Origin of the sequence: Anaerococcus nagyae (assembly GCF_040364225.1) — a bacterium.
GTDB lineage: Bacteria > Bacillota > Clostridia > Tissierellales > Peptoniphilaceae > Anaerococcus > Anaerococcus nagyae.
The window spans coordinates 1,124,776-1,151,129 of the sequence record NZ_AP031484.1 but is presented as its reverse complement, the minus strand read 5'-3'; the positions used below and the strand labels follow the sequence as shown (position 1 = coordinate 1,151,129).

Here is a 26,354-nt window from a genome sequence, read left to right as displayed (position 1 = left end):
CATGGAAGTATATAAAAGCTTATGGGCAAAAAAACAAGATACAAATGGAAATTTTGAGTGGATGCCACTATATATTCACCTATCTGATACTCAAAAAGTATCATCCTTGTTGTGGGAGCATTGGCTGAGTGATTCACAAAAAAATATAGTTATAAATTCTATAGCTAATGGGGATGAAAATATTGCAAAAAATCTTGTTATGTTTTTGGGAGCTTGCCATGATATAGGCAAGGCTACCCCAGCGTTTCAAATTAAAAAAGGTTTTGCAAACTCAAATGATTTAGATAAGATACTAAAAGAAAAATTAGAACAGGCTGGATTTTTTGGAATATCAAATATTAATTTGCCTTCAATGAATAAATCTCATCATAGTATAGCAAGTGAATATATACTGTATAGATACGGTGTAAAAGAAGATATAGGCTCTATTGTAGGCGCCCACCATGGAAAACCGGTTGATGACTTTACTACAATTAAAAATCAAATTGCCTACGAATCAAATTATTATCAAGAAGAAAAAAGTACAAATCCAATATATCAAAAATGGGAACAGATACAAAAATATTTTTTTTCATGGGCTTTAAATTCAAGTGGTTTTGAAAATATAGATGATTTGCCAGAAATAAATCAAGTTGGTCAAGTAATATTGACTGGACTTTTAATTATGGCAGACTGGATAGCAAGTAATACAAAATATTTTCCCCTATTTTCTATATATGATAGCATAGACTTTAATCTAGAAAAACGTGCTGAAGAAGGATTTGCAAAATGGTTTAAAACTGAGCTTTGGCAAGCAGATTATAACTTTGATTATAAAGAAAGTTTTAATAAAAGATTTGGTTTTTATCCAAACAAACACCAAGAAAGATTTATAGAAACAATTTTGGATACAAATGATCCAGGTATTTTTATATTTGAAGCACCTATGGGTATGGGAAAGACTGAAGCTGCTTTGTATGGCGTAGAATTACTTGCTCAAAAAAAAGGAGCTAGCGGATTATTTTTTGCCCTGCCAACACAGGCTACGACAAATGGGATTTTTCCGAGAGTAAATAAGTGGCTAGAAAGTTTAGTGGCTGATTTTGATGATAGTTTAAGTTTAAGATTAATACACGGCAAAGCATATCTGAATGAAGATTTTCAAAAGCTTGCCAAAAATATAAATACAGATGCAAACTATGAAGATCATCCTAGTGTAATTGTAAATGAATGGTTTTCTGGAAAAAAATCTGCAATTTTAGATGACTTTGTAGTAGGAACCATTGATCAATTTTTGCTACTATCACTAAAGCAAAAACATCTTTTTCTAAGACATTTAGGATTTAGTAAAAAAGTTATAATAATAGATGAAGTTCATGCTTATGATGCATATATGAACCAATACTTATACCAAGCCTTAAGATGGATGGGAGCTTATAATGTGCCAGTCATAATATTGTCTGCCACTCTACCAGCTGAAAAAAGAGAAGAACTTATAAAAGAATATCTAATAGGCAAGGGCATAAAAACACGAAAACAAAAACATGATCGACAAATAGCAGCATTTACTTATCCACTAATTACCTATAATGATGGCTCAGTAATTAAATATGAAGATAAATTCGGAAAAACTTCCAAAAAGAAAATAGAAGTTATAAGAAAAGAAGAAGATAATTTAATAAAGCTAATTAGCTCCTTATATAAGCAGGGTGGAAATATAGGAATTATAGTTAATACTGTAAAAAAAGCTCAAGATTTAGCAAAAGTAGTAGAGGAAAATTTTGGCAATGACTCATTTGAATTGATACATTCAAGATTTATAGATACTCATAGAATAAAAAAAGAAGAAGAACTATTAAAGCAAATAGGGAAAAATGCTAGTAGACCCGATAAGAAAATATATATAGGTACTCAAGTAATAGAACAATCTTTAGATATAGATTTTGATGTTATGATAACAGAACTTGCTCCAATTGACTTGATTTTACAAAGAATAGGAAGACTTCAAAGACATGATATAAAAAGAAATGAATATTATAAAAAGCCTACTTTATATGTAATAGGAACATCAGAAAAATTAGAATTTGATGAAGGATCGTCATTTATATATAGCTCATATCTTCTAACACGCAGTCAATACTTTTTATCAAATGAAATTATAATTCCAGATGATTTATCAAAACTTGTACAAAAGATATATTCAGATGAAGATATAAAATTAGATAAAAATTTAGATAGTGTTTATAAAAACTTTAGAAATGAACATTTGAGGTTAATTGAGCGACAAAAGGAAAAAGCCAAAGTATTTAGAATAGGAAATCCAGATACAGATTTTTTAGAAGATGAAGGTGAAACTATAATAGGTTGGTTAAATAATAGTAATGAGGTAAATACTGAAGAAGCAGCCTTTGCGCAGGTTCGTGATACAAAAGAAACTATAGAAGTTATAGCTCTTCAAGAAAATAAAAATGGCGTAGGATTATTTGGATATGATAATTACATTTACGAAAAAATGGATGATCCTCACATATCAAAACTTATAGCTGCAAACACCTTAAAGTTACCGCAAATTCTTACAGAAAATTATAATATAAACAAAACAATAAATTTTTTAGAAAAATATAATTTGGAATATTTACCTAAATTTCAAGATAGTGCATGGCTAAAGGGTTCTTTGGGTATAATTTTTAATGAAAACGGTTTTTTTGAGATTGGTGATTATATATTAAAATACTCAAATAAATACGGACTATCTTATGAAAGGAAGGGAGATAGTGACAAGCTTTAATTTAATAGATGAAAATTGGATTTTAGTTATAGATAATAACGGAAACACAAAAGAAATATCGTTAAAAGAATTATTTTCTAATGCAAGCAATTATAAAGATCTAGCAGGTGAAATGAAAACACAAGATTTTGCTGTTCTTAGAATATTGCTTGCAATTTTACAGACTGTGTTTTCTAGATTTGATGCTGATGGTATTTCTTATGAATATTTAGAATTAGATGAAGACTATCGTCAGTTAGAAGATGTTGAAGAAGATGATCTAAAAGATTATAAAAAAGATTTAAAAAGAACATGGAAAAATCTATGGAAAGCAGGAGAATTTCCATATATCGTAAATGAATATTTTGAAAAATGTCATGACAGATTTTATCTATTTGATGATAAATATCCATTTATGCAAGTGAGTGAAGATATTATTAGGAATAATACTAAAAATAAAAAAGGAACCAACATAAGTATAAAGAATATAAATAGAACTATAACAGAAAGTAATAATAAAATTTCATTATTTGCAGGAAAAGATGCTTCTAGCAAAAACTTAACTACAGAAGCAGAAATAGCAAGGTGGTTAATCACATATCACGGATACACTGGGACAGGTGATAAGACAAAATTTACAGATATTGACGATAAATTTACTCCATCTAAGGGATGGCTATACGATATTGGTGGTATTTATTTTACTGGAAATAATTTGTTTGAGACTTTGATGCTTAATTTAATCTTGGTTCATCCAGCAGATTTTAATGCTAATAAACAAAAACCAGCTTGGGAATATTCTCCACAGGAAAATGTAAATGAGGATTTATCAAAATCTTTAGTAAATAATTTGTCAGAGCTTTACACTAGGTATTCTAGAGCCATATATATTGATCCAGACACAGATTTGGATAGAGAATTCTCATTTGAAGTTGTAAAACTATTAGATTTAGAACATCAAAATCAAAGCCTAGAACTTATGACAACATGGAGAAAAAATGAAAGTGGACCCAATAAGGGGTTTTTTACACCCAAAAAACATAAAAGGGATGTTAGTTTATGGAGATCATTTGGTTTGCTTGCCTTAAATCCAAATACAAGTGATGTTTGGAAAGTAGGTTTAATGGATCATTTAGAAAGTATAAAGAGTACTCTTGGAGATTACAAATTTACTATTAATTCTATAAGTATGGAAGATGATGGCAATGCTACAAGCTGGGTTCCAGTTAATGAAATATATGACTATTTAAACATTAACGATTTTGTAGCGACAGATTTATCAGAAAATGGATGGGTTATCCGCATTGAAGATACTATAAATGAAACAAAAGAGATCTTAGATATCACTTACAGAAGATTTTTAAAAGAAATAAAACTAATTAGAAATCAACAGGCAGATAATTTTGTAGAACAAAATGTAGAGAATCTATATTTTTTACTAAATGATCCATTTAAGAATTGGCTATCATCTATTACCCTAAATGATAGTAAAGATAAAAAAATAGAAGAGTGGAGAAATATATTAGAAAAAATTGTAAGAACTGAAGCCGATAGAATTTTAGCAAATGCTAATCCAAGAGACTATAAAGGTGTAACAATTGATGAAAAAACTCACAATATTATAACCGCTTATAATTCTTTCAATTTCTTTTTAAATAAACAACTAAGAAAGGAGGCCTAAATGACTGATAAAGTCAATACAAAAAAAGAAAGTGTTTATGGAGTGACTGCTAGTATTTTAAATAAATTTACAAGTAACTTAGATACACCAGCAACCAAAGCAACATTATCAAATCTTAGAAGCTCTATATCAAAACCTTATTCACAGACAATCGAGATTTTTTCTATCCTTTATAAATATCTACCAGATTCATTTATTAGTGAATATGGAGATTTGTCATATCAAGAAAAAGCTATAATTACAAGCCTACAAATATTTGCTGTTCATCAGCAAGGAAATAGCCAAAGTGTATTATTAGAAGCTAATGATGAAAATAAATACAAAAATATAGGATATGCATTAAAAGTTTTAAGAACTGATGAAAATGCAAAATCAACGGATAGAAGATTTAATGCTATGATAAGTGCAGATACTTTTGAAGAGTTTACTTTTCACCTAAGACAACTAATCTCTTTATTAAAGTCTAGGTCAGATCAAAAGGTAAACTATGCAAAACTAGCCCAAGATTTATACTATTTCCAAATACCAAGTATGAGAGAAAATATTAAGCTTAGCTGGGCTAAAGAATACTATAAATTCACAAACAAAGAAAAAGATAACAAAGGAGAAGAAAATGAGTAATAATAGACTATTCCTAGATGTTCACGCAATACAAACATTGCCACCTTCAAATATAAATAGAGATGATACAGGAAGTCCAAAAACTTGCCAATATGGTGGGGTAAAAAGAGCTAGAGTTAGCTCCCAATCTTGGAAAAGAGCAATGAGAACTTATTTTTATGAACAAAGTGAGCAAGAAAATGTGGGAGTCAGAACAAAAGATATTGTACAGTTTGTAGCTGATAAAATAATTGAAATTGAACCTAGCAAACAAGAAGATGCTTTTAGCTTAGCAGAAAAAATAATAAATGATGCTGGTGTAAAAACCAAAGATGGAAAAGCAAAAGCTCTTTTCTTTTTGGGAGATAGTCAGGCTAAAGAATTAGCAAAAGCTGCTATTGGGGAAAATAATGATAAAAAATATTTAAAAGAAATATTAAGAAATAATCCTGCCGTAGATATAGCCTTGTTTGGTAGAATGGTTGCAGATGATCCATCATTGAACGAAGATGCATCAAGCCAAGTAGCTCATGCAATTTCAACTCACTCAGTAGATACAGAATTTGACTTTTTTACAGCAGTAGATGACCTCGCACCAGAAGAAAATGCTGGTGCAGGCATGCTTGGAACAGTAGAATTTAATTCATCAACTCTTTACCGATATGCAAATGTAGCCATTCATGAACTATATAAACAATTGGAAAATAAAAAAGCTGTATTAAATACTGGCAGATTATTTGTAAAATCATTTGCAAATAGTCTTCCAACAGGAAAAGTAAATACATTTGCCAATCAAACCCTTCCTCAATTTGTAATGGTTACCTTAAGAGATGATAGACCAGTAAACTTAGTCTCAGCCTTTGAGAATCCGATAAGATCAAATGAAGGCTATGTAGAAAAATCTGTAAATGCTTTGTTGAATGAAAATGAAAAGGTAGAAAAATTTGTAAACAAAGCTCAAAAAACATTTATCTTAGACTTAAATAATTATAATTTTTCTTCTGATGAAATTGAAAATGAAAATTCATTAAATGAGTTAATAGATGATTTAGGTAATTTCCTAGATACAGAGTTATCAAATTGGTAGGGTGATTTTTTGAAAACAATACTATTAAAATTTGCAGGACCTCTTCAATCACGGGGAACTAATTCCCATTTTGAAACAAGGCAAACAGACCTATATCCATCAAAAAGTGCATTAATAGGTCTAATAGCTGCAAGTTTTGGATATAAAAGAGATGAAGATAGTAAAATTAAAAAATTAAACGAACTAACATACGCAGTAAGAATAGATCAACAGGGGAATTTGTTAAGAGACTACCATACAGTACAAAAATTTAAAAATAACGGAAATTTTGATAGGACTTATGTTACTAATCGTTATTATCTTGAAGATGCAATATTTGTAGTAGCCTTAAGTCATGATGATGATAAATTTATCGAAGAAATATATGAAAATATTCAAAATCCATATTTTCAGACGTTTATGGGCAGAAGATCATGTCCACCACCAGCAGATTTTTTACTTGGAGTTTTTGAAGACGACATAATAGATATCTTAAAAAGTTATCCATGGCAGGCTAAAAATTGGTATAAAAAACATAATGATAATGCTGTATCTTGCTACATGGATGCTTCTATTGAAAAAAATTTAAAAGTATCCAAAAGAAGAGATATGGTTATATCTTTTTCTCAAAAAGAAAGAAAATACCAATATAGAAATGAAAGCCAGTTAATAATAAATTTAATCGATCCATCAAGCGAAAATAATAATACAGTTTATGATGAGCATGATGCTTATGGAAGCCTTTAGGAGGATTTATTATGTATATGTCAAGAGTAGAAATTGATTTTAATAATAGAATGAACCTCAAAAAATTATCTAATTTAAATGCTTATCATAGTTGGATTGAAGAAAGTTTTCCTGACGAAATAAAAAACAAAACCCGCAGCAGAAAGCTTTGGAGGATAGATCAACTTAATGGCAAAAATTATTTATTACTTGTAAGTGAAATAAAACCAGACTTAAATAAATTGGAAAAATATGGTGTAGAAGGCACAGCTTCTAGTAAGGATTATGGTCCATTTTTAAATAAACTTCAAAATGGGGATATAGCACGATTTAAAGTAGTTTTAAATCCAACTGTTTCCGTAAAAAATCAAATGGATAAGTCTCAAAGAGGCAAGATAATTCCCCTAAAAGCATCAGAATTCGCTAAATATTTATTAGATAGATCTTTAAAAAATGGTTTTTCTTTAAGTGAGGATGATTTTTTGATAACAGAAAGAAAAGTAGTGCCTTTTAAACATTCAAATAATTCAAAGAAAATAAATTTAGATCAAGTTACTTATGAAGGAAAACTAAAAATAGCGGATAAAGAAAAAATGATAGAGACTCTTATTTCTGGTATAGGAAAGAAAAAAGCATATGGATTTGGTCTTATGACAATAATTTTGGATAAGTAATATGAAAAAATCATTTGGAGCAAAAAAGGCAGAAATAAATGAACTTCCTAGAATATCAGATAGGGTTAGCTTTATATATGTAGAGCATGCAAAAATTAATAGACAAGATAGTGCAATTATTTTTTTAGACAGTCGAGGAATAGTAAAAATCCCTTGTGCAATGATTGGTGTTTTGATCCTAGGTCCAGGAACGGATATTAGCCATAGGGCAGTGGAACTTATTGGAGATACAGGTTGTGCAATGGTATGGGTAGGAGAAAACGGTGTAAGGCAATATGCCCATGGTAGAAGCCTTAGCCATTCTTCAAGATATTTAGAGAAACAAGCGAAATTAGTTTCGAATACTCGAAGTAGAGCGGCCGTTGCTAGAAAAATGTATCAGATGAGATTTTTAAATGAAGATGTAAGCAATCTAACAATCCAACAATTGCGTGGTAAAGAAGGAACAAGAGTCCGTAAAATATACAAAGATAATTCAAAAAAATATAATGTAGAATGGTCAGGTAGAGTCTATGATCCAGATGATTTTGACAAATCAGATCAAGTTAATAAAGCTTTATCGGTAGCAAATGTTGCTTTGTATGGATTAGTCCATAGCATAATAGTAGCACTTGGAATATCACCAGGACTAGGTTTTGTTCACTCTGGACATGATTTAGCATTTGTGTATGATATCGCAGATTTATATAAGGCAGAAATAACAATACCTATTTCATTTGAAGTAGCTTCATTAAATCTAGAAAACGAAGATATTGAAACTATCACAAGAAAAGCTATCAGAGATGCTATACAAAAAGAAAAATTAATGGAACGAATAGTAAAAGATGTGCAATATCTTTTGGAAACACCCAAAGAAGAAGAAATAGAAATAGATCAAATTCATCTATGGGATGATAAAGAAGAGCATGTAGAATATGGAATAAATTATAGTGAGTACTAATGCCGTTTACAGTAATAACATTAAAAAAGACTCCTTCATCACTCCGTGGTGATCTTACAAAATGGATGCAAGAAATAGATACAGGGGTATATATAGGAAACTTTAATAGCAAAGTACGAGAAGAGCTTTGGAAAAGAGTAATAGAAAATGTAAAAGAAGGCGAAGCTACAATATGCTATGCTTCACGTAATGAAATAGGTTATGACTTTAAAACAAACAGCAAAGATATTTCTATTATAGATTTTGATGGCATACCTTTAGTAATGGTAGATAAAAAAGAAAAGATCAAAGTAAATGATCAAGTGAAATTAGGATACAGTAGAGCCTCAAAATTGAGGAAAGCACGACAATTTCAAAAACAAACAAAAAAATCACCATCATATGTAGTAATAGATATAGAAACAGATGGATTAGATTTTAATAAAAATAGTATAATAGAAATTGGATGTGTAAAACTCTATAATGGAAATTTAGAAGAATTTGCTACATCCATAAAAATAGATCATAGTTTACCTAAAGAAATAGTAAACCTTACCGGAATAACTGATGAGTTTTTAGAAAAAAATGGAGAAGATGAAAAAGAAGCTCTAATAGCACTACTAGATTTTATCAAGGGGTTAACCATAGTAAATTACGGAAATAACTTTGATATAAATTTTTTAAATAAGTCTCTAAATAAACATAATTTAGGACATATAAAAAATCAGACCATAGACTTAATGAGATATGTAAAAAAAGAAAAAATAATGCTAGAAAACTATAAACTAGAAACAGCATTAAAATCATATGGGATCGATAAAGAAGTACCACACAGGGCTCTAGCTGATGCCAGATTAACCTATGAGCTTTCAACAAAAGTAAATTTTTTTAAAGAAAAAATAAAATAGATTGGCTAAAAATAAGGATCAAATTACTGTTTATCCCGCATACGCGGGGGTGATCCTCCCAATGGCAGCCTTTGATGGTAAGCTAAACAGTTTATCCCGCATACGCGGGGGGTGATCCTATGCAGGTGAAAGATTGACAGTTCTTAAGGAGGTTTATCCCGCATACGCGGGGGTGATCCCATTAAACTTACTTACATTTGCAAAGACCTTCTGTTTATCCCGCATACGCGGGGGTGATCCTAAAAAACAATGGATAAGAGTTTTTAAATCCATGTTTATCCCGCATACGCGGGGGTGATCCTAAAATAGAGTCTGAAGAGTACACAGAGGACGAGTTTATCCCGCATACGCGGGGGTGATCCTATCCCCATTTTTAAGCACCTCTACTTTGTCATGTTTATCCCGCATACGCGGGGGTGATCCTCAATGGCTTATATATGCTAAGTATCACGACAAGTTTATCCCGCATACGCGGGGGTGATCCTTGACTGGACTAGTATTTCCAGTGAACTCCCATGTTTATCCCGCATACGCGGGGGTGATCCTGTGTACTCTGGCGGGCGTGACAGTAAAGTAACGTTTATCCCGCATACGCGGGGGTGATCCTGTTTTTGTTATTTAAGTTGTTTACTAATTCTTGTTTATCCCGCATACGCGGGATATTCTTTATTTTTTAATAAATGTTTAATAAATGTAAAAATTAGGGAATATTCTCCTAAAATTTCTATACATAAATAAAGGATAATATTATTATAGCTAAAATAATTCAAAAAATAGAAAATTTTACCATTTTTGATAATGAATATTTAAATGATAAGAATTTGCGTTTCAAATCTAAAGGAATAATGACTTATTTTTTATTTTTGCCTGGTGATTTAGTGATTTATTTTAATGAGGTTATAACTCATTCAACAGATGGAATAAAATTATTTAGGTCAGGTGTTGATGAATTTATAAAAGAAGGCTATATAAGGTACTATCCTGTTCGTGAAAATGGTGTGATTGTTCGTTAGGAGACAGAAATCTTTGAAAAGAAAAGACCAGATGAGCAAAAGGTAAATATAGTTAAAGATTATGAAGAAGAAGAAAGACTATTAAATACCCATAAAACAAGTACTTATGCTAGTAAGTGCTCAAGCAATTATAATAGTTTTGACAAGATCACTCGTGAATGGAACTTGCTTACTAATGTAATACCTATAGAAATTATAATTTCTAATATAAATGGACTATTGATCTTAATAAGCTTATAGTAAATTATGGTTTAGATGAAGTTATTGAGGCTTTTAAAAATATAAAAACTAGTAATTTTGCTTCAAGATTTAACATTAATTTTGATTGGTTTTTTAAATGAAAAGAACTTTCTACAATTACTATAGCTTATAAGTATCGTTATAAATGCTTATTTTGGTATAATAATCTATTATACACAAGTTAGAGAGGCTAATTATGGCATATATAGAATTAAATAATGTAACAAAAGAGTATAAATCTGGTAGAAATACCATAGTTGCAAATGATGGCATTAGCTTTAGCTTAGATGAAGGCAAGCTTTTGGTAATAGTTGGAGCATCTGGTGCTGGAAAAACGACTCTATTAAATATATTAGGTGGTATGGAGCAGGCTACAAGCGGTCAGATTTTAATAGATAATAAAGATTTAGCAAAACTTAACGAAATGGAACTTACAAATTATAGGCGTAATGAGGTAGGTTTTGTTTTTCAGCATTATAATTTGATACCAAATCTTACAGCACTTGAAAATGTTGAACTCGCTAGTGAAATATCAGATAATCCAATTGATGCAAGTGAAGTATTAGCAAATGTAGGTTTAAATAATAGATTAGAGAACTTTCCGGCTCAATTATCAGGAGGGGAACAGCAAAGAGTTGCTATAGCTAGGGCTCTTGCTAAAAATCCAAAAATTTTATTGTGTGATGAGCCTACTGGCGCACTTGATTATGAAACTGGGAAAAACATCCTAAAACTCCTACAAGATGCTTCTCATAAAATGGGAGCTACAGTTATAATAATAACTCACAATTCTCTTATAAAGCCAATGGCAGATTATGTAATAGAATTAAGAGATGGTAAAGTTATAGAAGATAAGGCAAATACTAAGCCAGAGCCAATTGAAAATATTGAGTGGTGATCTAGTGAATAAGACATATATAACTAATATTTTAAGAGATATTAAAAATACAAAGGGTAAGGTAATCTCAATTGCAACTATGGTAGGACTAGCATCTCTTGTAGTTGTTGCCCTAACAATGACAGGTGCAAGTATGAGAAAAACCTTAAATAACTCATTAAAGACTTATGTCCATCCTGACATTATAGTAAGATCAACTTACGGTCTAGATTATGAAGATGAAATGATTTTAAAAAGAGATCCTGATATAGAAAAGATGACTATGGTTAAAACAAGTGATTTAATCGAAGATGAAAATCTAATCAGATTAAAATCCTATAATAAATCTATAGCTAAATCGGCAGTTATTGAAGGTAGAATGCCAGAGCATAAAAATGAAATTGCTCTTGACACAAGCCTTTCAAATTATTATAAAATAGGGGATAAGCTAAAGTTTTCCTATATAGAGAATTCCCAAACTGATGAAAAGACTATGAATAATCTTTCCTATAAAGTAGTTGGATTCTTTAAAAGTTCCGATTATTTTATGGAAGATATGAGAGAGCTTTCATTTACTGCCAAAAAAGAGCTTAGTGGTTATGGATATATATTAGATGAAAACTTTGATACAGATAAATTTGGTGAAGCAAATATTGTCTATAAAAAAACTAAGGGAATTGATAAAAATTCTAGTGAATATAAGGATTTTGTTGAGAGAAAACAGGAAAATATTGAAGAGGCTATAAAAAATAGACCACATGAAGTTCTTAAAGATATAAAAAAAGATGCCAATAAAGAATTAGATAAGGCTCAAAAAGATGTAAATGATGTCAGAAATCAATTAGATGAAGGTGAAAATAAACTAGAATCATCAAGAGCAGAGCTAGATCAAGGATATAGAGATTATGAAAATGGTAAAAAAACTTTAGATGATCAAATTGCTAAGGGAAAAATAGATCTAGAGAATGCCAGAGTTGAGCTTATAGATGGTCAAAAAAAGCTTGACCAAGGTCGCGTTAAATACGAGCAAAATCTAAAAGAATATAATTATGAAATAAAAACAGCGGAAAATCAAATAAATAAAAAGCAAAAAGAATTAGAAGCTGGAGAAGCTGAACTAAAAAGTGGTCAGGAAAAAATGAATGTAGGCTATGATAAATTAAATGCAGAGTTTTCTCCTTATCGTCAAAAATTAAAAGATAGCAAAGATAAACTAGATAGAACAAAAGCCGAAATAGATCAGAAATCAGCACACTTAGAAGATCTTATAAAACAAAAAGAAAATTCACCAGATACTTCAACAAATGTTAATGATCAAGATATTAATGCATTAAAAATTGAATTAGCTAGTTCAAGAGAAGCATATAAAAGAGATTTATCAGACTATCAGATAAAAAGTAAAGACTTAGAAAATAAATATAATAAAGAAAAAGAAAATCTTGATAAAAGCCAAGCTGATATAGAACAAAAAAGACAAATGTTAAATGATGGTTGGTCTAAGTTAAAATCAGGGAAAAGTGAACTAGAAAATAAGAAAGCAAATGGAAAGGCGCAATTAGATAAGGCACTTAATGAGATAAACCAAAAAAAAGCTGATATAGATAATGGTTGGGCTAACTACAATAATGGTAAAAAGGAGCTGGAAAATAGAGAAGTTGAAGGTAAAGAGGAACTAAAAAAATCTTATCAAAAACTTTTGGACGGTGAGGATGAATATCAAAAAAATTATAAAGCTTTCAAAGAAAAAGAAACTAATGCCTTGGGTGAAATCAAAGATGGACAAAAAGATATAGAAGAAAATAAAGATACTTTATCAAGGCTAAGTAATCCAGTTTATGATATAGAAACAATTTATGACAACCAAGGTATAAAGACTTATCATCAAAATAGTCTAAATATGGATGAGCTTACAAAAGTATTTCCAACATTTTTTTATCTTGTAGCAATGCTTGTAACCCTTACAACTATGAAACGCTATATAGATGAGCAAAGGATGATAAATGGAACATTGAAATCCTTGGGTTACACTGATAATCAAATTAGTCAAAGATTTTACATCTATGGAATAATACCAACACTAATAGGTTCGATAATAGGTTCCCTGATAGGTAGATATGTAGTAGCTGGTGTTATAATTGATGCTTATTCATCAGGATTTTCTAATCTATCAGTAGATTATGTAAATTCACTTCCATATATAATTTTTGCAGTAATATTATCAACTTTTTTAATTGCTGTAACTATTTTTGTTGTATCAAATCAAACTGTAAAAGAGACACCTGCAGCCTTATTAAGAGCAAAATCTCCCGATAGTGGTAAGAAAATCTTGCTTGAAAAAATAAGTCCGATTTGGAAGAAGCTATCCTTTATGCAAAAAATTACCTCAAGAAATCTATTCAGGTATAAGTCAAGGATGTTTATGACCCTATTTGGTATAGGAGGGTGCACAGCTCTTACTTTTTTTGGATTTGCTATGATAGATTCGATAAAAGATACTGTTAATTTACAACAAAATCAGATAAGTCATTATGATGTAATAGCCATGGTAGATGAAAAAGCCAAGGATAGTGATTTAAAAAAGTTCCAAGAAGTAATCAAAAACTACAGTTCTATGCCTATTAGATTTGAAGAAATGACTATTAAAAGGAATGGTGTAAGCCGCAAGTTCAATTTAGTAATTCCAGAAGATAATAATATTAAGGACTTTTTTACCTTAAGAAGTCCAAAAAGAGATTCTATTGATTTAACTAATGAAGATGCTGTCATATCTGAAAAGGCATCGGATGTTTTAAATTTAAAAACTAATGAAAATCTAAATATCCAATATCAGGGAAAGTACTTTGATCTGCCAATATCAGGCATAATCGAAAACTATACTGGTGATTATATATTTATTAGTAAAGATAAATTTAAAAAAATAGTAGGCAAATATCCTCAAACTAATGCTTATTATTTAAGAGGAGATGCTGATGAGATTATAGAAAATATTGAAGATGAATCGGCTGTAAATTCTATAATTGATGCAAGCGTAATTTATGCATCTATGGATGTACTTATGGATAATCTGAATATTGTAATAGCTGTCATTACATTAATTTCAGTATTGCTTGCCTTAGTAGTTTTATATAATTTAATAAATATTAATGTAAGTGAGCGAAAAAGAGAACTTGCAACTATAAAAGTTTTAGGATTCTATCCAAAAGAAGTAACGAGCTATATTTTTAGAGAAATATTTATGCTTACAATACTTGGTATAATTGTAGGATATGGTTTAGGTTATGCGATGTTTAGGTATATAATTTATGTAGTAGCACCAGAAAATATATTATTATCATATAGGGTTCATCCGAGTTCATTTTTAATAAGTGGGCTAATAACAATTGGAATTTCGATAGTTTTACTATTTGTAGTTCATAAAAAGCTTAAAAAAATTGACATGGCAGAAGCTATGAGCAGTGGAGAGTAAAACAGGGCTTTGGCCTTGTTTTTACTTGTAATTTTTGAAAGGATAAGGAATATATAATGAAGGTTATTTTAGTAAGACATGGTCTAAGTGAAGCAAATATAGGAAGATATTATTCGCTTGACGATACTATACTCCATAAAGGTGGTTATAGTGTTTTAGATAAGACACGCAAAAATTTAGAAAAATATGATATAGATCATGTTTATACTTCTAATTTATTGCGTAGCCAGCAAACAGCAGAAAAACTTGGATATAAAGATTATACAATTGATACTAGACTAAATGAGCTAGATTTTGGGAATTTTAAGGGAAAACTTTTTGAAGATATGAGAAAAGAAGAAGTCCAATTCTTTAAAGAAAAAGAAAAAGATGTTTTTAATGTTAAATATCCAGGTGGTGAGTCTAGAATTGATATAATAAAAAGGACAAGCGAATTTCTTGACGAACTTGTAGAAAAAGATGAAAATGCTCTTTGTGTTTCGCACGGTATAGCTATCAAATCAACACTTTTTTGGATATTAAAAGATTTAGATGATTGGGATAGTTTTTGGCTTGAAAATGGTTCAATTACAGTATTCAATATTAATAATGGTAAAAAATTAATAGAAGCTATAAATATTTTATAAAATTATAAAAACTGGGTTTATTTTGCTCTAAATTAGGTATATATTATATGTAGATAAGATTAGCGAAACCCTAGCACTTTTTAAGAAAGTGCAAGTAAATTTATAAGCAGGGCTATTGCCTTGTTTTTTTATGGAAAATATATAAGGAGATTTAGATGAAAATTATTTTAGTTAGACATGGTGTAAGTGCGGCAAATATTACAAAACAAGATTCAGCAAGTGATGTTTTTAATAACAAAAGTGGCTTTAATGTACTTCTTAAAACTCGTCGTAGCTTAGAAAAATTTAATATTGACCATGTTTATTCTTCAAGTCTTAAAGAAGCAAAACAAACTGCAGATATGCTTGGATTTAAAGATTATACAGTTGATGAGAGACTTGATGAATTAGATCTTGGACCATATAAGGGTGAATTATATGAACAATTTCAAAGCAAGTATGCAGAGTTTTTGGACCAACATACAGATGATGCTGCAAGTATTAAATTTCCTGGAGATGAGAGTAGAGAAGATCTTATAAAAAGAACTAGTGAATTTTTGGATGAACTAGTCGAAAAGGGAGAAGATGCACTTTGTGTAAGCCATAATCTTACAATAAGAGCAGCTTTATTTTGGATACTTGAAGATACAAAAAACTTTGATAATTTCTGGATTGAAAATGGAGCTGTGACAGTTTTCGATATCAAAGATGGTAAAAAACTTATAGAAAGTATTAACGTGTTATGAGATTTATCCACCTTGCTGATGTGCATTTGGCGGATAATTCAACTTTTGATAATTCATTAGGACATATAATTAGAGAAAATACCTGGAAGTCCTTTGAACAAATTTTTATAAATAACAAAGATACAGACTTTGCTTTAATTGCAGGAGACCTTTTTGAAAGGTCTTTTTTCTCATCTAAGGATTTCAAAAATCTTTTTAGAATTTTTGAAGATTATGGTAAAGATATCTACTATGTTACAGGAAATCATGATTATTTTGATGAGTTTAATACTATTTTTTTAAATAATAAGCCAAATAATCTTCATGTTTTTACTGAAGATAACTTATCACTTTTTGAAAAAGATGGAATTAGAGTCTATGGACTTTCCTATAAAGATAGGATATATAAGAAAGATTTTAATTATGATATAAGTTTAGATAAGGATTTCTTTAATATACTATTAGCTCATGGAGATCTTTCTTTAAATAAAACAAATTATTTGGACTTAGATGCAAATAAGATTAATCAAATAGGTTTTGACTATGTAGCTTTAGGTCATATTCATAAGGCATCAAATATTTATAATATATATTATTCAGGAAGTATAGAACCACATGATTTTTCAGATACTTATGATTATGGATATATTCTTTATGAAAATGGTCTAGTTTCTCAAATTGATTCATCACTTATGAAGTTTAATTCCATAGATATAAATGCTAAAGAATTTGATAATATTGATGAGATTATTAATAATATCAATGCATCTTTATCAGATAAAGTTAACTTTGTAAGACTTAACCTTGAATCTAATGATGATTTAAATATTGATAAAATAAAGAAAAGTATAAATGCTTCCTACACATCTATAAGACTAAGTTATAGGGAAAATTTTGGTAATATAGCAAAACTTTATCCAAACTCTTTATTGTCAAAATTTGAGAATAAGTTCAAAGATGATGTTGATCCAACAAAAAGTAGAGCTAGAGAAGTTGGTATAGAGGCGATCTTAAGGAGTAAGAAATGACAGTTTCAATTAAAAAATTATATCTTACTTCTTTTGGACAATTTGAAAACACTAGCATTGACCTAGAAAGTGGTTTTAATCTTATATATGGCAAAAATGAGTCTGGGAAATCAACTATAACTAGTTTTATAGAAGGTATTCTATATGGATTTGATGAAGGAAGTCGTGTCCGCCATTTTAATAAAAAACAAGAAATATATAGGCCCATTAATTCTTATAAATATGCTGGTTATGCTATTTTTTCTAAAGATGGTGTGGATTATAGGGTTAGTCGAAATTTTGATGATGGAGCCTATGAAATATATGATTTTTCGATAAACGAAGTCATGAAAGTAAAGGAGTCTAACCTAAATTATCCAGGAGAATTCCTGCTAGGTTTAGAATATGAACTTTATAAAAATCTAATAACAGCCTTTCAAAGACAAGAAACAAGTGAAAATTCTAGAAATAAAATTAGAGAATTGCTTATAAATAAAGATGATTATAATTTCTCTGCCAATGATGCTTTAAATTTTCTAGATAATAAGCTTGCTAATATCGGAACAATGAGAGCTTATACTAAGCCATATGCAAAGACAATTAATGAAATAGATGAATTATCTAAGAAAATCTTGGATCTAAAAAGTTTGCGTTCTAGCTATTATAATGACTTTAAAAAGCTTGATAAAAATAGGAATAATATTGAAAAAAAAACTCGAATTCTCAAAGATTTAAGAAAAGATAGAGATGCTTATAGGGAAAATATTGCTTATAAAAATCTAGAAGATGAAATTAAATATCAAAATGAGCTTAATTATGTAAATGCAGAATTAGATAAATATAAAAATTATGAGCCCTACGATGAAGTTAAAGAAGTTGATACAAATAAAACTTCACATATAGGATTTTATATACTCATATGTTTAATATTAGTATTTTTAGGAATTTATACTAAGCAATATTATTTATTTACTTTGGCAATAATTTTGCCGCTTATTTCTATATTAATTGACAAAAATTCTAATATAAGTAGTTCTGAGGATACTTTAAATTATAAAAGAGATGAAGATTATCTAGAGTATATGAGATTAAGTAAAGAGAAAGAAAAAATTGAGGAGATTTTAAGAGTTCTCCAAAATCAAGATAAAACAAAATCCCATGAAAATATTATGGCTATTAAGGATTTGGATATAAATGAAACAGAGAATAAGATTAGAAAACTTGAAAATGAATTAGAATCTTTAAATAAAATCAATATAGATTTAGAAAAAAAATTAGCCTCAGCAGAAGAAAAACTGCAAAAAGAAGTTGATTTAACAGATAGACTCCATAAATTAGAAACAAATCTTAAAGATATGGAAGAGGAGATTGAAGCCATTAATATAGCAAAATCTTATATAAGCGAGATTATGGAAGATGCTTCTAAAAACTCTAATAACTTTGAAAGTGAAGTTTCACAAATAATCAATACCATAAGTAAAGGTAAATATGATAAAATATTTTATGATAAGGAATTTAATCCTCAAATAATTAGGGATGATGGTATAAAGTTAGATATAGATAAACTTTCGACTGGATTTTATGATCAACTAAATTTTGCTCTCAAATTTTCTATAAACGAAGCGACTTTGGATAATTTTCTAATATTTGATGATGCCTTTATAAATTATGACCTTGATAGACTTAGATCAGCCTTATTTTATTTACTTGATGAATCGTACAATAGACAGATTATTTATTTTACTTGCCATAAGCGAGAAGAAGAGATTTTATATAGTGAGGCAATAAACTATCACAGGATTTATTTGGAGGAGTTATGATATATGCACTAGCTGACTTACATCTTGACTATACAAATGAAAAGAGCATGGAAGTCTTCGGTTTAAATTGGCAAAATTATCAAGAACGTATTTTTAATAATTGGAATGAAGTTGTTGATAAAGATGATACTGTACTTATCCCAGGAGATATATCCTGGGCTATGGATCTTGATAATGCCTATATTGATCTTAAAAAAATTGATGAACTTAATGGTTCAAAGATATTGATGAAAGGCAATCATGATTATTGGTGGTCTTCTTTAAATAAAATTAATGGCTTAGGATTAGAAAGTTTAAGATATTTACAAAATAATTCTTTTGAAGTAAATGGTTATGATATCTGTGGGACTCGTGGATGGATACCTAGGGATCATAAGGACTTTAGTGACCATGACGAAAAGATTTTTACTAGAGAGCTAATGCGCTTGGAAAATTCGATAAGGGCTAGTGGTGATAATAAAAAAATAGTTATGCTCCACTATCCGCCTATAAATCAAGATAGAAGCTTAAATGAGTTCTTTGAAATGTGCTGTAGGTATCCGGTAGAATATATTATATATGGACATTTACATGGCGTAGGTCATAGCTTGATAAAAGAAGGAAATTTTGGGGATATTACTATCTCATGCGTTGCAGGAGATTATATTGATTTTACCCCAGCAAGGATTGTATAATGCAAAGAGAAATAGAAGTTAAAGTACTAAATATTGATTTAAATGAAATGGAAGAAAAGTTAATAGCTCTTGGAGCGGAAAAAGTAAATCACGAATTTCAAACAAATTACACTTTTGTGCCTGATGGTGGAGAATTTGAAAATGGTTATCTTCGTATTCGTGAAACAAGAGTTGATGGTAAACGTAATGCTATTGAGCTAACCTTTAAAGAAATTGAAAGAGATGATGAATTTAGAGTCAATAATGAATATACTGTTAATATAGATTCTGTGGCAATGATGATAAAAATCTTAGATCAATTAGATATAAAGCTCCAATATGAAGGTGATAAGGAACGTACTTCTTATTTATATAAAGGACAAAGATTTGATTTAGATATTTGGGATGAGAAAACTTATCCTTATCCATTTATGGAAATAGAATTTACCAATAAAAGTAAGATGGATGAGATATTAGAGGACTTAGATATTGATAGAGCAAATGTAACTAATGATTCTATAACAGAACTTAGAAAAAAACTTAATATGTAGGCTTGACTTGAATAAGTATTTCGTGTTACAATTTTAAACTTGAGGAGAGTAATATGATTGATATTAAAAATTTATTAAACTCAGATGATTTAAGTAAAAATGATATATACGAAATAGTTGATTTAGCAAATGATATTATAAAGAGTCCTAAAGATTTTTCCCATGTATGTGAGGGAAAGATATTAGGGACTCTTTTTTTTGAGCCGTCCACGAGGACAAGACTATCATTTGAATCAGCTATGCTAAGACTAGGAGGATCTGTAGTTGGATTTTCAGATGCAAATGTATCTTCGTCAACTAAGGGTGAAACTTTACAAGACACTGTAAAAGTTGTAAGTCAATACGCAGACATAATTGCTATGCGACATCCTCAAGAAGGTGCTGCCTATCTGGCTAGTTTGACGGCAGATTGTCCAATAATAAATGCGGGTGATGGTGGACATCAACATCCAACTCAAACTTTAACAGATGTTTTGACCATAAGCCAATATAAACATACTTTAGATAATCACACAATAGGTATAGTAGGAGATTTAAAATATGGTAGGACTGTTCATTCATTAATTAAGATAATGAACTTATTTGATAATAATAAATATATACTTATTTCTCCAGAAGAATTAAAACTTCCACAATATGTAAAAAAAGAAGTTTTTAAAGACAATGATAATTATGATGAAGTGACAAATCTTGATGATGTGATTGGAGAAGTTGATATATTATATATGACTAGGATCCAAAAAGAAAGATTCTTTTCAACTAGTCAATATACAAGACTTAAGGATTCCTATGTATTAGATATGGAAAAAATGAATAAAGCTCGTAAGGATACTATAGTATTGCACCCACTTCCAAGGGTAAATGAGATAGCTACAGAAGTAGATAAAGATCCAAGAGCAGTTTATTTCAACCAAGTTAAATATGGTATGTATGCAAGAATGGCCCTAATCTACAAATTATTGGAGGCAAACAATGCTTGAGATTACAAGTTTACAGAATGGAATAGTAATAGATCACATAAAAGCAGGTAATGGTCTTAAGATTTTTGAACTACTTGAGCTTGAGAAATTAGATGATGAAGTAGCTATAATTTTAAGTGCAAAGTCTAAGCTCTTAGGAAAAAAAGATATAATAAAAATTCAAAATTATATGGATATTAATCTAGATGCTGTTTCTATAATTGATCCAACAGCAACTATAAATGTTATAAAAGATGATAAAGTTATAGAAAAAAAGACTTTAGAATTACCAGAAGAAGTAGAAGGAATTCTAACTTGCCAAAACCCAAAGTGTATATCGACTTCTGAAAGAAATGTAAAAAGTAAGTTTATCTTAATTAATAGAGATGAAAAAATATATAAGTGCGGATATTGCTCTCATATATATGACGTGGAGGAGTAAATGAAACAAGTTTTTAAGAATCTATACGCTTTTGATGATATTAAAATTTCAAAAGAAGCTATTTATGTTAAAAATGGAATAATTGTAGATCCATTTGATATTGATGATGAAACTAAAATAATAGATTGTGAGAATCTTGCTCTTGTACCATCTTTTGTAGATATGCACGTACACTTTAGGGATCCAGGTTTTACTTACAAAGAAGACTTAGAAACAGGATCAAAAGCTGCTCTTTCTGGTGGCTATACATCAGTATTACTTATGGGAAATACCAAGCCAACAGTATCCACTCCTGAAGTATATGAAGATATAATGCAAAGGGGAAAAGACCTTGATTTAATAGATATTGATCAAGTTTATACTATTACAAAAGATTTTGATGGTAAAACTTTAGATCACTTAGACTCAGTTCCAGAATCTGTCAAATTTATTTCGGATGATGGTCACGGTGTAAATGATGATGAAGTTATGTATAAGGCAATGCTTAAAGCAAAAGATCTAGGGCTTACGATGACACTTCATGAGGAAGTAGATGGCATTTCTGATATAGACTATGAAATAGCTGAAGATGCTATGACTATCAGAGATTGCTATTACGCTTATAAGCTAGATTGTCCAACTCATTTTTCACACGTTTCAACCAAGGGGGCTATCACTGCTATAAAATACTTTAAGGAACTTGGCGCTCCTATAACTTGCGAAGTAACTCCCCATCATTTGCTATTAAGTGATAAGGAACGTGAAGAAGTCAAGGTAAATCCACCTATAAGAAGTGAAGATGATAGAAAGACTCTTATTAATATGATAAAATCTGGTGTAGTTGATGCTATATCAACCGACCATGCTCCACATAGCAAAGAAGAAAAAGATAAGGGAGCTCCAGGATTTATAGGAATAGAAACTGCATTTTCTACTTGTTATGACGTTCTAGTAAGAAGTGGGGAAATATCTTTAAATGAATTAATAAAAATAATGTCAACAAATCCCGCAAAATTGTTAAAATTAAACAAAGGAAAACTTATTGCAGGTTATGAAGCTGATTTTACCCTTATAGATTTAGATGACTCATTTGTTTATACAGAAGAAGATATAGTTTCAAAATCAAAAAATTCACTAATGATTGGCGAAAATTTACATGGTAAAATAAAAAGAGTTTATAAGAAAGGGATCCTAAAATATGAAAATAATTGATAGATTATATAAAAGTGTTGAAGAAAAGGGCTTTGTATGTGTAGGCTTAGATACTTCACTTGACTATATACCAGCAAAATATAAGAAAGATAAGTCTATTAGTGAGGCTTTGTTTGACTTTAACAAAGAAATTATAGATGCTACAAAAGATATTACAGCTATATATAAATTACAGATAGCTTATTATGAATCCTACGGTATAGATGGGATGATTGCCTATAGAGAAACCTTAAAATATATAAGAGATAATAATTTATTATCAATTGGAGATGTAAAAAGATCCGATATTGCAGCATCTGCAGAACAATATGCAAAAGCTCATTTTGAGGGAGATTTCGAGACAGACTTTATAACTCTAAATCCATATATGGGAATGGACTCCATAAGTCCATATGAAAAATATTTGGAAAGTGGAGATAAGGGTGTTTTTGTTCTTCTTAGAACATCCAATCCAGGAGCAAATGACTTTGAAGTTTTAAAAACAGGTGATGAAGAATTATTCTATACTGTTGGAGATAGGTTACAAGAGATAAATGAAAAGTATATAGGTGAAAATGGTTATGGCCCTATAGGACTTGTAGTAGGTGCAACTCATACTGAAGAAGTAGAAAAGATAAGACAAAGATATAAAGATAACTTTTTTCTAATACCAGGTTTTGGTGCTCAAGGAGCTGATAGCCTTAATGTTTATAAGCTGTTAAATAATAAAAATGGTGGCGTTGTTAACAACTCTAGAAAAGTTTTAAAAGCTTATATGGAGCATAAAGATGGCGAAGACAACATTGGAAAATATGCTAGAGAAGCTGTAATTAAAACCAGAGAGGATATTTTAGCTAATGAAAGCTTATAAAAAGGGAAGAATAGTAGAAAATATAGAAATATCTAAGAATATCTATAAGATGGTAATAGATGTTAATTTAAGTGCAGCACCTGGTCAGTTTTTTATGTTTAGAACCAAGTCTTTTAGAAACGAGCCCATTTTATCACGTCCTTTTGGAGTTTGTGATGAATCTTGCGGTTCACTTACTCTGCTTTATCAAGTGGTAGGAGAAGGAACAGATATTATGGCAAGCCTTACGCCTGAGCATGAAGTACAACTATTAGGTCCCTTAGGCAATGGATTTAATTTAGAAAATAGTACAAATAGAAAAATTGCAGTTGTTGCTGGTGGTATAGGTATTGCTCCGCTCTTATCTTTAGTTAAAAAGCTAGAAAGCAAAGTAGACTTTTATGCAGGCTTTACGGAAGATCCTTATTTTATAGATGAATTTAGACCACATGTAGATAAAATCACCTGTGCATCATTTAAAAAAGATGGAATATTTGTAACGGAGCTATTTGATCCAAATGATTATGACTTAATATATGCTTGTGGTCCTAATGGGATGTTAAAGTCAATCCATGAAAAAAATACAAGTGCTGAACTTCAGATTTCTATGGAAGCTCATATGGCTTGTGGGATAGGTGCTTGCTTAGGATGCACTGTTGAATCTAGTGATGGACAGTTTTTAAGAGTTTGTAAAGATGGCCCAGTATTTAATTCTAAGGAGGTATTTTCATGAATCTAGGAGTGGATATTGCAGGAGTACACTTTAATAATCCTGTCATAGCTGCAAGTGGTACCTTTGGATTTGGAAAGGAATTTGCTGAATATATAGATTTAAATAAACTTGGCGGCATATGCTCTAAAGGTTTAACTTTACATAAAAATTTGGGTAATAAAGGTATAAGAATTTATGAAACACCATCTGGAATAATGAATTCTATAGGACTACAAAATCCAGGTATTGATTATTTTATAAATACAGAGCTTCCCTTTATGCTAGAAAAAGATACTGTAACTATAGCTAATCTTGGCGGTCATAGTGTCAAAGATTATATTAAAGGTGCCGAGATACTAAATGATACAGAAGTTCCAATGATAGAATTAAATATATCTTGCCCAAATGTAAAAGAGGGTGGTATGGCTTTTGGAACTGATCCAGCAAAGGCAGATGAGGTTATTAGCAAGGTTAGAAGAGCAACTGATAAGCCATTAATAGTAAAACTTTCGCCAAATGTTGGTTCGATCCCAGATTTTGCAAAGCTTGCCCAAAATTCTGGAGCAGATGCTTTATCACTTGTAAATACATTTAATGCTATTGCAATAGATATAAAAGCAAAGGCTCCAGTATTTGTAAATAAAACTGCTGGTTTATCAGGACCAGCTATAAAGCCAATAGCACTTAGAATGGTCTACGAAGCTGCTCATGCAGTTGATATACCAGTTATAGGTATGGGCGGGATCATGGATTATAAGGATGCTATAGAATTTATTATGGCAGGAGCAAGTGCTATACAAGTTGGGACTGCAAACTTTATAGATTATAATACCATGATAGATATAGTAGATGGTATAAAAAATTATATGAGTGAAGAAAACATAACAGATATAAAAGAAATTACAGGAATTATATAGGAGTAATTATGGATAAAACATTAGACTTATTAAAAAAATCAGATGCACTTTTAGAAGGACACTTTTTATTATCAAGTGGTAAACATTCAGATAGATATATCCAATGTGCAAAACTTATAGAAAATCCAGCTTATTGTGAAGAAGTAGCAGAAATAATTGCAGAAAATCTTAAAGAAGCTGGTATAGAAGTAGATTTATGTGTCGGACCTGCTATGGGTGGGGTTATTATATCTTATGAAGTAGCAAGAGTCCTCGGAGTTCATGCTATATTTACAGAAAGAGTAGATAATGAAATGACCCTACGTCGTGGCTTTCAAATCAAAGAAGGTACTAAAGTTATAATAGTAGAAGATGTTATTACAACAGGAAAATCTTCATTTGAAACAGTAGATGTTATAAGAAGTTATGGGGCAGATGTAGTAGCTCTTACATCAATTGTTAATAGATCAGGAAAAGATCAAATCAACGGTGTTCCAGTAATATCTGCGACAAAAATAAATGTAAGTACTTGGGATCCTGATGATTTACCAGATAATTTAAGGGATATACCAGCTATTAAACCAGGTTCTAGAAAAATTACTGAATAAATAATAAGTGCTGGAAGTTAATATTAAACTCTCCAGCACTTATTATCAAATTCTATAGCTTATCAAGTTTATCATTTATACTTTTTAGTATATTTTTTATCCTTACTATAGTAAAAATTAGGCATAACAGTAAAATTACAGATAGCACCGCATCTATTAATTGTTTATCATACATTTTCTGAAATTTTTCTTTCTGCTAGCTTTTTATCAAGTTTCTCATCAATTTTTATCAAAGAAAAATAAACTAGATTAAGTGGTACAAAGGCAAAAAATAATATTTCTTTTAAAGATGCAAGGATTTCAATCGGATTATTAAACATGGCTATCTCCTAAAACTACAACGTTTACTTATTATGTTTATTTTATACATAAATTTTTTAGCTGTCAAGAATAGCAAAAACCACTAAGTAGAAGGTATAATAAATTTAGAGAGAAAAAAG

At 30.0% G+C, this 26,354-nt stretch carries 25 protein-coding genes; 24 read left to right on the top strand and 1 reads right to left on the bottom strand.

What is annotated here, in order from left to right; all coding sequences use genetic code 11:
* Nucleotide 1 precedes the first annotated feature (1 nt).
* The 24 genes from cas3 to pyrE all read left to right on the top strand — a co-directional run bounded on the left by cas3 (nucleotide 2) and on the right by pyrE (nucleotide 25,914).
* Nucleotides 2-2,767: a CRISPR-associated helicase Cas3' gene (gene cas3, locus ABXG81_RS05625; protein WP_353528488.1), complete on the top strand. Its 2,766-nt coding sequence runs from the start codon at nucleotides 2-4 to the stop codon at nucleotides 2,765-2,767.
* Nucleotides 2,754-4,427 (top strand): type I-E CRISPR-associated protein Cse1/CasA, encoded by a 1,674-nt coding sequence (locus ABXG81_RS05620; RefSeq protein ID WP_353528487.1) that lies wholly within the window; start codon nucleotides 2,754-2,756, stop codon nucleotides 4,425-4,427. The genes cas3 and ABXG81_RS05620 overlap by 14 nt, the downstream gene beginning before the upstream one ends.
* Entirely contained in the window at nucleotides 4,428-5,048 is a 621-nt protein-coding gene (gene casB, locus ABXG81_RS05615; RefSeq protein WP_353528485.1) for a type I-E CRISPR-associated protein Cse2/CasB, read from the top strand. It begins immediately after the preceding gene.
* Nucleotides 5,041-6,114 carry a type I-E CRISPR-associated protein Cas7/Cse4/CasC gene (gene cas7e, locus ABXG81_RS05610; protein WP_353528484.1) on the top strand — a complete coding sequence of 358 codons (1,074 nt, stop codon included), beginning with the start codon at nucleotides 5,041-5,043 and terminating at the stop codon, nucleotides 6,112-6,114. Before casB ends, cas7e begins: the two co-directional genes overlap by 8 nt.
* A gap of 9 nt (nucleotides 6,115-6,123) precedes the next feature.
* Nucleotides 6,124-6,840, top strand: coding sequence for a type I-E CRISPR-associated protein Cas5/CasD (cas5e, locus tag ABXG81_RS05605; RefSeq protein WP_316122364.1), 717 nt, complete (start codon nucleotides 6,124-6,126; stop codon nucleotides 6,838-6,840).
* Between the two features lie 11 nt (nucleotides 6,841-6,851).
* Complete coding sequence (gene cas6e / locus ABXG81_RS05600; RefSeq protein ID WP_209813888.1) at nucleotides 6,852-7,493, top strand: type I-E CRISPR-associated protein Cas6/Cse3/CasE; 642 nt, start codon at nucleotides 6,852-6,854, stop codon at nucleotides 7,491-7,493.
* 1 nt (nucleotide 7,494) lies between these two features.
* Complete coding sequence (gene cas1e, locus ABXG81_RS05595; RefSeq protein WP_117521467.1) at nucleotides 7,495-8,433, top strand: type I-E CRISPR-associated endonuclease Cas1e; 939 nt, start codon at nucleotides 7,495-7,497, stop codon at nucleotides 8,431-8,433.
* Nucleotides 8,433-9,320, top strand: coding sequence for a type I-E CRISPR-associated endoribonuclease Cas2e (gene cas2e, locus ABXG81_RS05590; protein WP_316122363.1), 888 nt, complete (start codon nucleotides 8,433-8,435; stop codon nucleotides 9,318-9,320). The genes cas1e and cas2e overlap by 1 nt, the downstream gene beginning before the upstream one ends.
* A gap of 845 nt (nucleotides 9,321-10,165) precedes the next feature.
* Nucleotides 10,166-10,333: a hypothetical protein gene (locus ABXG81_RS05585; protein WP_181965122.1), complete on the top strand. Its 168-nt coding sequence runs from the start codon at nucleotides 10,166-10,168 to the stop codon at nucleotides 10,331-10,333.
* Nucleotides 10,334-10,769: 436 nt separating this feature from the next.
* Nucleotides 10,770-11,471 carry an ABC transporter ATP-binding protein gene (locus tag ABXG81_RS05580; protein ID WP_288222899.1) on the top strand — a complete coding sequence of 234 codons (702 nt, stop codon included), beginning with the start codon at nucleotides 10,770-10,772 and terminating at the stop codon, nucleotides 11,469-11,471.
* A gap of 4 nt (nucleotides 11,472-11,475) precedes the next feature.
* Complete coding sequence (locus ABXG81_RS05575; RefSeq protein ID WP_353528481.1) at nucleotides 11,476-14,916, top strand: FtsX-like permease family protein; 3,441 nt, start codon at nucleotides 11,476-11,478, stop codon at nucleotides 14,914-14,916.
* Nucleotides 14,917-14,972: 56 nt separating this feature from the next.
* On the top strand, nucleotides 14,973-15,542 hold the full coding sequence (locus tag ABXG81_RS05570) for a histidine phosphatase family protein (RefSeq protein WP_117521475.1): 570 nt from the start codon (nucleotides 14,973-14,975) through the stop codon (nucleotides 15,540-15,542).
* A 155-nt stretch (nucleotides 15,543-15,697) separates the two neighbouring features.
* The gene (locus ABXG81_RS05565) at nucleotides 15,698-16,267 is read left to right on the top strand and encodes a histidine phosphatase family protein (protein WP_117521477.1); all 570 of its coding nucleotides are present in this window, start codon (nucleotides 15,698-15,700) and stop codon (nucleotides 16,265-16,267) included.
* A complete protein-coding gene (locus tag ABXG81_RS05560) occupies nucleotides 16,264-17,274 on the top strand; it encodes a DNA repair exonuclease (protein WP_117521479.1) in 1,011 nt (336 codons plus the stop codon). Before ABXG81_RS05565 ends, ABXG81_RS05560 begins: the two co-directional genes overlap by 4 nt.
* On the top strand, nucleotides 17,271-19,073 hold the full coding sequence (locus ABXG81_RS05555) for an AAA family ATPase (RefSeq protein WP_353528479.1): 1,803 nt from the start codon (nucleotides 17,271-17,273) through the stop codon (nucleotides 19,071-19,073). The genes ABXG81_RS05560 and ABXG81_RS05555 overlap by 4 nt, the downstream gene beginning before the upstream one ends.
* Complete coding sequence (locus ABXG81_RS05550) at nucleotides 19,070-19,747, top strand: metallophosphoesterase (protein ID WP_209813903.1); 678 nt, start codon at nucleotides 19,070-19,072, stop codon at nucleotides 19,745-19,747. The genes ABXG81_RS05555 and ABXG81_RS05550 overlap by 4 nt, the downstream gene beginning before the upstream one ends.
* Nucleotides 19,747-20,277 carry a class IV adenylate cyclase gene (locus ABXG81_RS05545; protein ID WP_117521485.1) on the top strand — a complete coding sequence of 177 codons (531 nt, stop codon included), beginning with the start codon at nucleotides 19,747-19,749 and terminating at the stop codon, nucleotides 20,275-20,277. Before ABXG81_RS05550 ends, ABXG81_RS05545 begins: the two co-directional genes overlap by 1 nt.
* 53 nt (nucleotides 20,278-20,330) lie before the next feature.
* Complete coding sequence (gene pyrB, locus ABXG81_RS05540; RefSeq protein WP_209813905.1) at nucleotides 20,331-21,257, top strand: aspartate carbamoyltransferase; 927 nt, start codon at nucleotides 20,331-20,333, stop codon at nucleotides 21,255-21,257.
* Nucleotides 21,250-21,678, top strand: a complete 429-nt coding sequence (locus ABXG81_RS05535) for an aspartate carbamoyltransferase regulatory subunit (protein WP_209813906.1) — start codon at nucleotides 21,250-21,252, stop codon at nucleotides 21,676-21,678. Before pyrB ends, ABXG81_RS05535 begins: the two co-directional genes overlap by 8 nt.
* The gene (locus tag ABXG81_RS05530) at nucleotides 21,679-22,869 is read left to right on the top strand and encodes a dihydroorotase (RefSeq protein WP_353528477.1); all 1,191 of its coding nucleotides are present in this window, start codon (nucleotides 21,679-21,681) and stop codon (nucleotides 22,867-22,869) included.
* Complete coding sequence (gene pyrF, locus ABXG81_RS05525) at nucleotides 22,856-23,719, top strand: orotidine-5'-phosphate decarboxylase (protein WP_209813908.1); 864 nt, start codon at nucleotides 22,856-22,858, stop codon at nucleotides 23,717-23,719. Before ABXG81_RS05530 ends, pyrF begins: the two co-directional genes overlap by 14 nt.
* The gene (locus ABXG81_RS05520) at nucleotides 23,706-24,431 is read left to right on the top strand and encodes a dihydroorotate dehydrogenase electron transfer subunit (protein ID WP_353528476.1); all 726 of its coding nucleotides are present in this window, start codon (nucleotides 23,706-23,708) and stop codon (nucleotides 24,429-24,431) included. The genes pyrF and ABXG81_RS05520 overlap by 14 nt, the downstream gene beginning before the upstream one ends.
* On the top strand, nucleotides 24,428-25,327 hold the full coding sequence (locus ABXG81_RS05515; RefSeq protein WP_353528474.1) for a dihydroorotate dehydrogenase: 900 nt from the start codon (nucleotides 24,428-24,430) through the stop codon (nucleotides 25,325-25,327). Before ABXG81_RS05520 ends, ABXG81_RS05515 begins: the two co-directional genes overlap by 4 nt.
* An 8-nt stretch (nucleotides 25,328-25,335) precedes the next feature.
* A complete protein-coding gene (gene pyrE / locus ABXG81_RS05510) occupies nucleotides 25,336-25,914 on the top strand; it encodes an orotate phosphoribosyltransferase (protein ID WP_353528473.1) in 579 nt (192 codons plus the stop codon).
* Between the two features lie 167 nt (nucleotides 25,915-26,081).
* Here the strand turns inward: pyrE and ABXG81_RS05505 are convergent, their stop codons facing one another.
* Nucleotides 26,082-26,234, bottom strand: coding sequence for a hypothetical protein (locus ABXG81_RS05505; protein WP_181965123.1), 153 nt, complete (start codon nucleotides 26,232-26,234; stop codon nucleotides 26,082-26,084).
* Nucleotides 26,235-26,354 lie beyond the last annotated feature (120 nt).